Source organism: Cellulomonas dongxiuzhuiae, assembly GCF_018623035.1.
Lineage (GTDB): Bacteria > Actinomycetota > Actinomycetes > Actinomycetales > Cellulomonadaceae > Cellulomonas > Cellulomonas dongxiuzhuiae.
This window is the reverse complement of record NZ_CP076023.1, coordinates 1,263,060-1,275,285: the sequence shown is the minus strand read 5'-3', so window position 1 is coordinate 1,275,285 and position 12,226 is coordinate 1,263,060. Positions and strand designations below refer to the sequence as shown.

The 12,226-nt window shown below is 74.2% G+C and carries 12 protein-coding genes; 5 read left to right on the top strand and 7 right to left on the bottom strand.

Going from position 1 to position 12,226, the window contains the following annotated elements:
• Positions 1 to 399 precede the first annotated feature (399 nt).
• Positions 400 to 963 (top strand): hypothetical protein, encoded by a 564-nt coding sequence (locus tag KKR89_RS05690; RefSeq protein WP_208197375.1) that lies wholly within the window; start codon positions 400 to 402, stop codon positions 961 to 963.
• Between the two features lie 72 nt (positions 964 to 1,035).
• Here the strand turns inward: KKR89_RS05690 and KKR89_RS05685 are convergent, their stop codons facing one another.
• From KKR89_RS05685 to KKR89_RS05655, 7 genes are all read right to left on the bottom strand, one after another.
• Positions 1,036 to 2,142 (bottom strand): branched-chain amino acid aminotransferase, encoded by a 1,107-nt coding sequence (locus tag KKR89_RS05685; RefSeq protein WP_208197374.1) that lies wholly within the window; start codon positions 2,140 to 2,142, stop codon positions 1,036 to 1,038.
• Positions 2,143 to 2,270: 128 nt separating this feature from the next.
• The gene (locus KKR89_RS05680) at positions 2,271 to 3,335 is read right to left on the bottom strand and encodes a 3-isopropylmalate dehydrogenase (protein ID WP_208197373.1); all 1,065 of its coding nucleotides are present in this window, start codon (positions 3,333 to 3,335) and stop codon (positions 2,271 to 2,273) included.
• Between the two features lie 54 nt (positions 3,336 to 3,389).
• Complete coding sequence (locus KKR89_RS05675; RefSeq protein WP_208197372.1) at positions 3,390 to 3,938, bottom strand: ASCH domain-containing protein; 549 nt, start codon at positions 3,936 to 3,938, stop codon at positions 3,390 to 3,392.
• Between the two features lie 165 nt (positions 3,939 to 4,103).
• On the bottom strand, positions 4,104 to 5,132 hold the full coding sequence (ilvC, locus tag KKR89_RS05670; RefSeq protein WP_208197371.1) for a ketol-acid reductoisomerase: 1,029 nt from the start codon (positions 5,130 to 5,132) through the stop codon (positions 4,104 to 4,106).
• Positions 5,133 to 5,193: 61 nt separating this feature from the next.
• Positions 5,194 to 5,718 (bottom strand): acetolactate synthase small subunit, encoded by a 525-nt coding sequence (ilvN, locus tag KKR89_RS05665; protein WP_191780930.1) that lies wholly within the window; start codon positions 5,716 to 5,718, stop codon positions 5,194 to 5,196.
• A 16-nt stretch (positions 5,719 to 5,734) separates the two neighbouring features.
• The gene (locus KKR89_RS05660) at positions 5,735 to 7,603 is read right to left on the bottom strand and encodes an acetolactate synthase large subunit (RefSeq protein WP_208197370.1); all 1,869 of its coding nucleotides are present in this window, start codon (positions 7,601 to 7,603) and stop codon (positions 5,735 to 5,737) included.
• 299 nt (positions 7,604 to 7,902) lie between these two features.
• A complete protein-coding gene (locus tag KKR89_RS05655) occupies positions 7,903 to 8,790 on the bottom strand; it encodes a UbiA family prenyltransferase (RefSeq protein WP_208197369.1) in 888 nt (295 codons plus the stop codon).
• Positions 8,791 to 8,844: 54 nt separating this feature from the next.
• On the opposite strand from KKR89_RS05655, the gene KKR89_RS05650 reads away from it, so the two are divergent.
• From KKR89_RS05650 to KKR89_RS05635, 4 genes are all read left to right on the top strand, one after another.
• Complete coding sequence (locus tag KKR89_RS05650) at positions 8,845 to 9,921, top strand: type III polyketide synthase (protein WP_208197368.1); 1,077 nt, start codon at positions 8,845 to 8,847, stop codon at positions 9,919 to 9,921.
• Between the two features lie 4 nt (positions 9,922 to 9,925).
• Positions 9,926 to 10,450, top strand: coding sequence for an isoprenylcysteine carboxyl methyltransferase family protein (locus KKR89_RS05645; protein ID WP_208197367.1), 525 nt, complete (start codon positions 9,926 to 9,928; stop codon positions 10,448 to 10,450).
• A gap of 8 nt (positions 10,451 to 10,458) precedes the next feature.
• Positions 10,459 to 11,487: an NAD(P)/FAD-dependent oxidoreductase gene (locus tag KKR89_RS05640; protein WP_208197366.1), complete on the top strand. Its 1,029-nt coding sequence runs from the start codon at positions 10,459 to 10,461 to the stop codon at positions 11,485 to 11,487.
• Positions 11,488 to 11,594: 107 nt separating this feature from the next.
• Positions 11,595 to 12,215: an AMIN-like domain-containing (lipo)protein gene (locus tag KKR89_RS05635; protein WP_208197365.1), complete on the top strand. Its 621-nt coding sequence runs from the start codon at positions 11,595 to 11,597 to the stop codon at positions 12,213 to 12,215.
• Positions 12,216 to 12,226: the final 11 nt, after the last annotated feature.

Here is a 12,226-nt window from a genome sequence, read left to right as displayed (position 1 = left end):
AGGGCTCCTCGGGGCGGTGCGGGCGTGCGTCGGCGGGGCGGCAGGGGGTGCGCGTCCGGCGGGGGTGGTGCCGGTGCCTCGTCGACGTGTCGTGCGGGCGGGGGTGGTGCCCACGGACGTCTGGACCAACAAAAAGACCCCCCGAGGTACGGGAGGTCTGCGCGTCGGCTGGTCGGCCGACGCGCTACGCGATGATGAGCGTGAAGCGGGTCACACGGCGATCGTGGCACAACGCGGCCGCGCACGGCACCCCGTCCATCATGCGGACGGGTGGTTCCTGCACGACGCTGGCCGGGCAACGGGGACCAACCGGTGCCGAACGGGCACCCGGTCGCTACGGTGAGCGCTGACGTCACGCGTGCGCGCGACCCGACGTCCCGTGCGAGACAGGAGCCGACGATGTCGATCCCCACCTCCGGCCGGCCGCAGGACGAGCCGACCCGCAGGTACGAGGCGGTCCCCCCGACCGCCGCACCCCCGACCGTGCCCGCGTCGGCGCCCGCGGTCGCCCCCGCCTCGACGGCGCCGCCGCGCACCGAGACCCGCCTCACCGTCGAGACGGGCCGGTTCTGGGCCGGCGCGGCCGCCACCGCGTTCGTCGCGGCCCTCGTGGGGGTCGTGGGCGTCATCGTCCTCGAGAGGATCCTGCGGATCGAGCTGGTGCTGCGCGACCCGTTCGGCACCGGTTCGGCGATGGGCGCGTACATCCTCGGGGGCGTCCTCGTCGCCGTGGCCGCCGCCGCCCTGCTGCAGCTGCTGGTCCTGACGACGCCGCGCCCCCGGGCGTTCTTCGGCTGGATCCTCGGCCTGGCGACCGTCGTGGCGACCCTGCTGCCGCTGACGTGGACCGACGAGGCCGGGTCGGCGATCGCCACCGGCATCGTCAACCTGCTCATCGGCATCGCCGTGTGGTCGCTGCTGACCGGCGTGCTCGGCTGGACCGTGCGGCGCGTCGCCGTGTGACGTCCACCCCCGGGACGACGAGGGGCGGGCACCCGTACGGGTGCCCGCCCCTCGTCGTCGGTCAGCCGCCGCTCAGACGAGGCGGTGCATCCACCCGTGCGAGTCGGACGCGCGCCCGTACTGGATGTCCGTGAGCTGCGCCCGGATGCGCGTCGTGACGGGGCCCGCCGTCCCGTCGCCCACGACGAGGTCGAAGTCGTCGCTCGCGAGGCGGCCGATGGGCGTCATGACGGCCGCGGTGCCGCACGCGAACACCTCGGTGACGCTGCCGTCCGCGAGGCCGGCGCGCAGCTCCTCCAGCAGCAGGGGGCGCTCCGCGACCTCGTGGCCCGCCTCCGCGAGCAGCGTGAGGATCGACGCGCGCGTGACGCCCTCGAGGATCGTGCCGGACAACGGCGGGGTCACCACGGAGCCGTCGGCGCGCACGACGACGATGTTCATGCCGCCGAGCTCCTCGAGCTGCGTGCCCGTCCGCGCGTCGAGGAAGCACACCTGGTCGAAGCCCTTGGCGTGGGCCTGCTGCTGCGGCAGGAGGCTCGCCGCGTAGTTGCCGCCGCACTTCGCGGCGCCCGTGCCGCCGCTCCCGGCGCGGGCGTACTCCCGCGACACCCAGATCGACACCGGCGTGACCCCGCCGGCGAAGTACGGGCCCACGGGCGAGGCGATGACGAGGAACTCGGCCTCGAGGGACGGCCGCACTCCCAGGAACGGCTCGGAGGCGTACATGAACGGACGCAGGTACAGGCTCGTCTCGTCCCCCGGCGGGATCCAGGCGCGGTCGACCTCGACGAGGGCCTTGATCGCCCCGAGGAAGTCCGCCTCGGGGAGCTCGGGCAGCGCGAGCCGGTACGCCGAGCGCGCGAAGCGTGCCGCGTTGGCCTCCGGGCGGAACGACCACACCGTGCCGTCCGGGTACCGGTACGCCTTGAGGCCCTCGAAGACCTCCTGCCCGTAGTGCAGGACGGCGGTCGCGGGGTCGAGCTGGAGGGGGCCGTACTTCTCGACCCGGCGGTGGGTCCACCCGGCGTCCTGCGTCCAGGAGATGCGGGCCATGTGGTCGGTGAAGGCGACACCGAACCGGGGCGCGGCCAACGCCGCCTCTCGCTCGGCGGTGGACGCCGGGGTGTCGCTGAGGTGGATCTCGAAGGTCGGGGACGTGGGGGTCGTCACGGTGCTCATCAGGGGGCCTTTCACCAGGGTCGACGTCGACGGTACCGGTGCGGACGGCCGGGTGGACAGGAGCAGGCGCGAGCCTGCGCAGCGACGGACGCGCCGAGCGCGTCGTCGTCGGCTCGCCCCGGGAGGGGTCAGCCGGCGACGCGCGCGGCGAGGTCCTTGCCCACCTCGGCCGTCGACCGTACTCGCTCGGCGGAGCCGCGCTCGGCGAGGTCGGCCGCGACGGCCGTCTCCACCGCGCGGGCCGCGTCCGGCAGGCCGACATGGTCGAGCAGCATGGCGACCGACAGCACCGTCGCCGTGGGATCGGCCTTGCCCTGGCCCGCGATGTCGGGCGCGGAGCCGTGCACGGGCTCGAACATGCTCGGGGCCGTGCGGTCGGGGTTGATGTTCGCCGACGCCGCCAGGCCGATGCCGCCCGTGATGGCCGCCGCCAGGTCGGTGAGGATGTCACCGAAGAGGTTGTCGGTGACGATCACGTCGAAGCGCGACGGGTTCGTCACGAGGAAGATCGTCGCGGCGTCGACGTGCAGGTAGTCCACCGTGACGTCCGGGAACTCGGCGTTGACGGCCTCGACCGTGCGGCGCCACAGGTGGCCGGCGTGGACCAGCACGTTGTGCTTGTGCACGAGCGTGAGCTTGCGGCGGGGGCGCGCGGCGGCGCGGGCGAAGGCGTCGCGCACGACGCGCTCCACGCCGAACGCGGTGTTGACGCTGACCTCGTTGGCCACCTCGTGGGGGGTGCCGACGCGGATGGCGCCGCCGTTGCCGACGTACGGCCCCTCGGTGCCCTCCCGCACGACCACGAAGTCGACGTCGCCGGGGGCCGCGAGCGGGCTCGTCACGCCGGGGAAGAGCTTGCCGGGACGCAGGTTCACGTAGTGGTCCAGCGCGAAGCGCAGCTTGAGCAGCAGCCCGCGCTCGAGCACGCCGGAGGGCACGCCCGGGTCGCCGATGGCGCCGAGCAGGATCGCGTCGTGCACGCGGATCGCGGCGAGGTCCTCGTCCGTGAGCGTCTCGCCCGTGGCGTGCCAGCGGCGCGCGCCGAGGTCGAAGTCCGTCGTGCGCACCGTGGTGCCGGTGCCGTGCAGCGCCTGCTCGAGCACGAGCAGACCCTGCTCGACGACCTCCGTGCCGATGCCGTCGCCGGCCACGACGGCCAGGTTCAGAGAAGAGGGAGAGGTCGTGTCAGCCATGGGACCAGCCTAGACCCGTGTCCACGCCTCGGAACGAGGCGTCTCACAGTCCGATCAGTCGACGGGCGGCGTCGGTCCCTGCGTCGGGTACACGAGCTCGAAGCGCTCGACGACCACGTCCATGGTGGGCGAGAACCCGTCGGCGCCCAGGACCCGACGCCAGTACACCTCGTGCTCGCGCCGCCAGGACTCCAGCGTCCCGTCGTCCTCGCCCTCCGCTGCGGCGTGCGCGGCGTCCACGCGGTCGAACGGCACGACCTCGACGTCGGTCGTGCGCACCAGGGCGCGGGGGTCGCCGGACGAGTCCAGCACGATCGAGACGCTGCCCACGCGCGGCAACGGCTCGTCGCCCGACGTGAACTCCACGAGCGCGGTCGCCGTCGCCGTCTTGCGGCCCTCGAGGACCAGCGCGAGCAGCTCGTCCGCCAGTCGCGCGTCGTCGCCGAAGGACCAGGCGGGCGGCGGGACGGCGCCGTCGACCGACTCCCCCAGCACGGTGTCGAGCTTGCCCCAGCCCAGGTGCCCGCGTGCCGCGTCCCAGAAGTCCGCGATCCGCGTGTCCTGCGTGCCGGTCTCGGCGTCCACCGTCGGCTGCTCGGTCATGGTCACCCCTCGTCGTCGTGCGCGATCGTCCACCCCGTCCGACGGGGCCGCGGCGATCCTCCCCCACACCCCCCGCCGCCGCACCCCGTGCCCACCCCTCCGTGGGGCGCGAGAGAGCGATCCGGTGCGACCGGATTGCTCTCTCGCGACCTCTACCGGGGTGGGTCAGCGCGCGGCCGAGCCCTCCTGGTAGTCCGTGTCGGACGGCTTGACCCACGCGAAGAGCTTGCGCAGCTCGCGGCCGACCGGCTCGATCGGGTGGTTCTGGCCCTTGGTGCGCAGCGCGTCGAACTCCGGCGCGCCGGCGTCCTGGTCGGCGATGAAGCGCTCCGCGAACGCGCCGTTCTGGATGTCCTTGAGGACGGCCTGCATGTTCGCCTTGACCTCGGGCGTGATGACGCGCGGGCCCGAGACGTAGTCGCCGTACTCGGCGGTGTCGGAGACCGACCAGCGCTGCTTGGTGATGCCGCCCTCCCAGATGAGGTCGACGATGAGCTTGAGCTCGTGCAGCACCTCGAAGTACGCGACCTCCGGCTGGTAGCCGGCCTCGGTCAGGGTCTCGAAGCCGTACTGGATCAGCTGCGAGACGCCACCGCACAGGACGGCCTGCTCACCGAACAGGTCGGTCTCGGTCTCCTCCGTGAAGGTCGTCTTGATGCCGGCGGCGCGCAGGCCGCCGATCGCCTTGGCGTACGAGAGCGCGAGCTCCCACGCCTTGCCCGACGCGTCCTGCTCGACCGCGACGATGACCGGCACGCCGCGCCCGTCGACGTACTCGCGGCGGACCAGGTGACCCGGGCCCTTGGGGGCGACCATGAGCACGTCGTGGCCGGCGGCCGGCTTGATGTAGCCGTAGCGGATGTTGAAGCCGTGACCGAAGACGAGCGCCGCGCCGTCCTTGAGGTTGGGCTCGATCTCGTCGCGGTAGATGATCCGCTGGACCTGGTCGGGCGCCAGGATGACGACGACGTCCGCGCCGGCGACGGCGTCGGTGACGGTCGCGACCTTCAGGCCCTCGTTCTCGGCCTTGGCGCGCGAGGGCGAGCCGTCGCGCAGACCGACGGTGACGTCGACGCCGGAGTCGCGCAGGTTGAGCGCGTGCGCGTGCCCCTGGCTGCCGTAGCCGATGACGGCGACCTTCTGGGACTGGATGACCGACAGGTCGGCGTCGTCGTCGTAGAACAGCTCAGCCACGGTGGATCTCCTCGGAAGTGGTGTCTTCGGTCGTGCGTACGGGGTGGTGCGGGTGGTGCGGTCAGGCGGAGCGGCTCACGCGCTCGAGCGCCCGGTCCGTGATCGACCGCGAGCCGCGGCCGATCGCGACCGTGCCGGACTGCACGATCTCACGGATGCCGAACGGCTCCAGGGCCGCGAGCAGCGCGTCGAGCTTGCCGGGGCCGCCGGTCGCCTCGATGACGACCGTGTCCGGCACGACGTCGACGACGTGCGCGCGGAACAGCTGGACGACCTCGAGGACGTGCGTGCGCTGCGCGACGTCGGCCTTGACCTTGACGAGCAGCAGCTCGCGCTGGACCGACGCGGCGTCCTCGAGCTCGACGATCTTGATGACGTTGACGAGCTTGTTGAGCTGCTTGGTCACCTGCTCCAGCGGCAGCGCGTCGACGTCGACGACGACCGTGATGCGGCTGATCTCGTCGTGCTCGGTCGGACCGACCGCCAGGGAGTGGATGTTGAAGGACCGCCGGGCGAACAGGCCGGCGACGCGCGTGAGCACGCCGGGCTTGTTCTCGACGAGGACGGACAGGGTGTGGCGGGTCATGGCTCGGCTACCTTCCTCAGTCCTCGCGGTCCCACGCGGGGCTGATGCCGCGCGCGTACTGGATGGCGTCGTTGCTGACGCCGGCGGCGACCATCGGCCACACCATGGCGTCGCGCGACACCGTGAAGTCGACGACGACGGGCCGGTCGTCGATCTCCATCGCGCGCTTGATCGTCGCGTCGACGTCCGCCTTCGTCTCGCACCGCAGGCCCACGGCGCCGTACGCGTCCGCCAGCTTCACGAAGTCGGGGACGCGTGCCGTGCCGTGGCCCGTGTGCAGGTCGGTGTTGGAGTAGCGCGACTCGTAGAACAGCGTCTGCCACTGCCGGACCATGCCGAGCGAGCTGTTGTTGATGACCGCGACCTTGATCGGGATCTCGTTGATCGTGCAGGTGGCGAGCTCCTGGTTGGTCATCTGGAAGCAGCCGTCACCGTCGATGGACCACACCGTGCGGCTGGGGTCGCCGACCTTCGCGCCCATGGCCGCGGGCACCGAGAAGCCCATCGTCCCCAGCCCGCCGGAGTTGATCCAGGCGCCGGGCCGCTCGTACTTGATGAACTGCGCGGCCCACATCTGGTGCTGCCCCACACCCGCCACGAAGATCGACTCCGGCCCCGAGATCTCCCCGATGCGCGAGATCACGTGCTGGGGTGCCAGGTGGCCGTCCGACGGCTCGTCGAAGCCCAGCGGGAACGTCTCGCGCCAGGCGTCGAGCTGCTGCCACCACGCCTCGAGGTCGGGCCTGCCGTGCTGGCCGTGCTCGCGCTCGAGCTCCGGCAGCAGGTCGGCGATGACCTCGCGCAGGTCGCCGACGATCGGCACGTCGGTGCGCTTGTTCTTGCCGATCTCCGCGGGGTCGATGTCGGCGTGCACCACGGTCGCCAGCGGTGCGAACGACGACAGCAGGCCGGTCACGCGGTCGTCGAACCGGGCGCCGAGGGCGATGACGAGGTCGGCCTTCTGCAGCGCGGCGACCGCCGCGACGGTCCCGTGCATGCCGGGCATGCCGAGGTTCTGCGGGTGCGAGTCCGGCAGGGCGCCGCGGGCCATCAGCGTGGTGACGACGGGCGCGCCCGAGGTGTCGGTGAGGCGTCGCAGCAGGTCGGAGGCGCCCGCGCGGACCACGCCTCCGCCGACGTACAGCACCGGTCGGCGCGACGTCGCCAGCAGGCGCGCAGCCTCGCGGATCTGCTTGGCGTGCGGCTTGGTGACCGGGTGGTAGCCCGGCAGCGTGATGTCCTGCGGCCAGGAGAACGTGGTCTGCGCCTGCATCGCGGACTTGGCGATGTCGACGAGGACCGGGCCCGGCCGGCCGGTCGAGGCGATGTGGAACGCCTCGGCGATGGTGCGCGGGATGTCGTCCGGGTCGGTGACCAGGTAGTTGTGCTTGGTGACCGGCAGCGTGATGCCGACGATGTCGGCCTCCTGGAACGCGTCCGTGCCGATCAGCGACGCGCCGACCTGGCCGGTGATCGCGACCATCGGCACCGAGTCCATGTTGGCGTCGGCGATCGCGGTCACGAGGTTGGTCGCACCCGGCCCGGACGTCGCCATCGTGACGCCGACCTTGCCCGAGGAGTACGCGTAGCCGGCCGCGGCGTGCCCGCCGCCCTGCTCGTGCCGCACGAGGATGTGCCGGACCCGGGTCGAGTCCATGAGCGGGTCGTAGGTGGGCAGGATCGCGCCACCCGGGATCCCGAAGACGACCTCGACGCCCGCCTCCTCCAGCGAGCGGACGATCGACTGCGCGCCCGTGACCTTCTCGGGCCCGATGCGTCGCGGCGCGTCGGCCGGCGACTCGGCGGGGCGGGGCAGCCCGTCCGCTGCCGGGCGCACGGGGCGCACGGTGCTGCGGGGGGGTGCGGGATGGGGACCCTGGACCATGGTCGTCTCCTGCGGGTCGAGTGCGGGTGTGGTCGTCCGGTGCGGGGGGCCGCGCCGGACGGACGTCGGGCACGAAAAAGCCCCTCGACCCGGGCACCGGGCTGGACGAGGGGCGAGCGCGCGCGACGTGCGACCTGGGCGGGTGGCGTCAGCCGGCGCGCTCAGGAAGTACTACGAGGATCATCTGCACGCCGTCACCCTACGCCCGGGACCCGGGGGATGTCACGCGCCGTGCCGCTCGTCTCGCATCGTGGTTCACAGGTCCACGGAGCGGACGTCCCGCACACCGGCACCCCTGGTCACACGGCCGCCCCGCGCGCACCCCCCACGAGCAGCGCCACGACGCACAGCGCCGCCACGACCATCGCCAGCCGGAACGGCCACCTGCTGCGCTCCCGCAGCAGACCGGCCGTGCCGGCGGCCAGTGCCACCGCGACGGCCACCACGCCGACGACGACCGACGCGGCGCCGGGGGGGGCCGGCGGGCCCGCCACGGCGACGACCACGGCCGTCCCGAGCACCGCCGGCGCGAGCACACCGGTCACCCGCCTGCCCCACCGGTGGGGCAGGCCCCGCACGCCGGTCGCCGCGTCGTCCTCCAGGTCGGGCAGGACGTTCGCGAGGTGGGCCCCCACACCGAGCAGCGCACCGACGGCCAGCAGCCAGCCGGCAGGGACCGCGTCGTCGGGTCCCGCCAGCACGACGAACGCGGGGAACAGCGCGAAGGCGACGGCGTACGGCAGCCACGACGCGGCGGTGCTCTTGAGCCCGAGGTTGTACGCCCACCCCATCGTCACGGCGGTCGCGTGGGCGAGCAGGGCGGCCGCGCCCGTGGGCACCGAGAGCACCACGCTCGCCGCGAGCGCGACCAGGGCCGCCGTCCGCAGCTCGCGCGGCGTCACCGCGCCGGCCACGACCGGCTTGTCGGCCCGGCCGACGGCCTGGTCGCGCGCGGCGTCGAGCCAGTCGTTCGACCACCCGATCGAGAGCTGACCGGCCAGCACGACGCCGAGCACGAGCAGCACCGTGCCGGCCGGGGCGTCGAGCGCCACCGCCAGCGCCGTGCACAGCGTCGTCACCACGACCGTCGGACCCGTGTGGCACGCGCGCACCAGCGCGGCCGCACGCGCCCGTGCGTCCCGGGCCGCGGGCGCGCGGCGCGCGGGACCGGTCGGGGCGTCAGGCACGGTGCGACCGTAGTCCCCCGTGCCGACACGGGGTGTGCGTGCCACGATTTCGAGATGTCACGCGTGCTCGCCGTCGCACCGGCCTTCCCCGGCCCCCCGCGCGACCAGCGTGCCATCACCGAGATCGTCGCGCCGCTCGTCGCGGCCGCGGACGACCGCCACGGGGTGCTGCTGCGGCGCGTGCACCGCAGCAGCGGCGTGACGACCCGGCACCTCGCGCTCGCGCCGGACGAGTACGCGGGGGTCCGGGACTTCGGGCACGCGAACGACCTGTACCTCGCCATCGGCACCGACCTCGCGGCACGGGCCGCGCGCGACGCGCTCGCCCGCGCGGGGGTCGACCCGCAGGAGGTCGACTTCGTCCTGTTCACCTCGGTGACCGGCATCGGGGCGCCCTCGGTCGACGCCGCGCTCGTCGGTCTGCTCGGGCTGCGCGACGACGTCAAGCGGCTCCCCTCGTTCGGTCTGGGCTGCGGCGGGGGTGCGGCCGGCCTCGCCCGGGTGCACGACTACCTCACGGGCCACCCCCACGACACCGCGCTGCTCGTGTGCCTCGAGCTGTGCTCGCTGACGCTGCAGCACGGCGACGCGGACCCCGCCGCGCTGGTGGCCAACGGCCTGTTCGGCGACGGCGCGGCGGTCGCGGTCCTCGTCGGCGACGCCCACCCCGCGGCGGCCGCCGCCACGGGACCCCGCGTCGTGGCGACCCGCAGCCGGCTGTACCCCGGCACCGAGGGCGACCTGGGCTGGCGGATCGGCGGCTCCGGCTTCCGCATCGTGCTGTCGGCCCGACTGCCCGACGTCGTGCGCGCCGGGCTCGCCCCGGACGTGGAGGGTCTCCTCGCGGCCCACGGCCTGAAGACGGGGGACGTGGGTCGCTGGGTCGTGCACGCCGGCGGGCCCCGGATCCTCGACGCCGTCGAGGAGGCGCTGGCCCTGCCGGCGGGCACCCTCGACGTGAGCCGGGCGTCGTTGTCCGCGGTCGGGAACCTCTCTTCGGCGTCCGTCCTGGACGTGCTGGACCGCACGCAGCGCGCCGGCGTGCCCGACGGCACGCCCGGGGTCCTGCTCGCGTTCGGACCCGGGGTGAGCGCAGAGGTGGTGCTCCTGCGGTGGTCCACGGCAGGCTGAGCGCATGCTGACCCTCTACCTGGTCGTCGTCGGCCTGACAGCCGTCGAGCGCCTCGCTGAGCTCGTCGTGTCCACGCGCAACGCCCGCTGGTCGTTCGCACGCGGCGGCGTCGAGAGCGGCCGCGGGCACTTCCCCCCCATGGTGCTGCTCCACACCGCCCTGCTCGTCGCGTGCGTCGTCGAGGTCCTCGTCGCGCACCGGCCCTTCCTGCCGTGGCTGGGGTGGCCCGCGCTCGCGCTCGTCGTGGCCAGCCAGGCGCTGCGGTGGTGGTGCATCGCCACGCTCGGCCCGCGCTGGAACACGCGCGTGATCGTGGTGCCCGGGCTGCCGCTCGTGGGCGGCGGGCCCTACCGCTGGCTCCGGCACCCCAACTACGTGGCCGTGGTCGTCGAGGGCATCGCGCTCCCGCTGGTGCACACGGCGTGGGTCACCGCGCTGGTGTTCACGGTGCTCAACGCGGTCCTGCTGCTGCGCTTCCGCATCCCGGCAGAGGAGCGGGCGCTGCAGGCCGCGCCGGCGCCGGCGTAGGCGACGACGTGCCCGACACGGACGTCCTGGTCGTCGGTGGCGGGCCCGTGGGCCTGGCTGCGGCCGTGGAGGCACGTCGCCGCGGCCACGAGGTCGTCGTCCTCGAACCGCGCACGGGGACGGTCGACAAGGCCTGCGGCGAGGGCCTCATGCCGGGTGCGCTGCGCCTGCTGCACGCATGGGACGTCGACCCCGCGGGCCACCCGATCGCGGGGATCAGCTACCGCTCCCCCGCCGGGCACGTCGACCACCGCTTCCGGGGCTCGGCAGGCCGCGGGGTGCGCCGGACGGTCCTGCACCGCGCGCTCCGCGAGCGCGCCGCGGCGCTCGGCGCGGTCACCGTGACCGGACGCGCCGGCGAGGTGCGGGTGACCCCAGGCGGCGTCGAGGTGGCCGGCATCTCCGCGCGCCACCTGCTCGCGTGCGACGGCCTGCACTCGCCCGTCCGGCGCCTCGTCGGGCTGGAGCCCCCGGCGCGCCGGCCGGGCCGCACGGACGGACGTCGCTACGGCCTTCGCCGTCACCACCACCTCGCGCCGTGGACGGACCTCGTCGAGGTGCACTGGTCCCCCGTCGCCGAGGTGTACGTGACGCCCGTCGCGGCGGACCTCGTCGGGGTGGCCCTGCTCGGGCCGCGCGGCGCGTCGCTGGACGCCGCCCTCGCGGCGCTGCCCGAGCTCGCGGAGCGCCTGGCGGGCGCGCCCGCGGGCCCCGTGCGCGGGGCGGGCCCGCTGCGGCAGCGCAGCACACGGCGCACCGCGGGACCGGTGCGGCTCGTCGGCGACGCCTCGGGCTACGTCGACGCGCTGACGGGTGAGGGCCTGCGCGTGGGCTTCGCGCAGGCCCGGGCCGCCGTGGCGACCCTCGACGACCCGGCCGCCTACGAGCGTGCCTGGTGGGCCGCGACGCGCGACTACCGCGTGCTGACGTCGGCCCTGGTCGCGTGGGCGGCGTCGCCCCTGCGACCGACGATCGTGCCGCTCGCGCGCCGGTCCCCCGGTCTCTTCGCGGCCGTCGTGGAGCGACTCGCCGCGTGAGGCGCACGTCGCCGTCCGCGCCGGTGCCGAACCGTACGGTGGGGCCGGGCACTGCGACGACGGCAGAGGGACGGTGGACCGTGCGCGCGAGGACCGGCAGGGTGGGCATGGCGACCGGGGCACTGGTGCTCGCGCTGGCCGCGTGCGGTGGCGGGTCCGGAGCGCCCCCGCAGTCCGCGTCGCCGACGTCGACGCCGTCGTCCGCCGGACCGTCCCCCCGCCCGACCGCGTCCACGGCACCCACGTCCCAGCCGCCGACCGCGGCCGCAGAGCCGACGGCGGACCTCGGCGGGTTCACCGCGCCGGGTACCGAGGCCACCGCTGACGGCGACGCGTCCGGCTACGTGGTGACCCAGGTGCGCACCGGCTCGCACGACGGGTACGACCGCGTCGTCTACGAGCTCACGGGCGGTCATGGCACCCCGGGCTACCGCGTCGGCTATGTCGACCGCGCGGTGGAGGACCCCAGCGACGAGGTCCGTGAGGTCGACGGGGACGCGGTGCTGCAGGTGCGGCTCGTCGGCACGACGTACCCCGTGGAGGGCGGCCCGCAGGAGTTCTCGCAGGACCTGCGCCCGTCGGACGGCGACGTCGAGCACGTCGTGCGGCCCCTGACCTTCGAGGGCATGACGCAGTCGTTCGTCGGGGTCGACGACGGACCGCGGCCGTTCCGGGTCCTCGTGCTGTCCGACCCGGTGCGCGTCGTCGTGGACGTGCAGGACGACTGAAGCCCACCGCG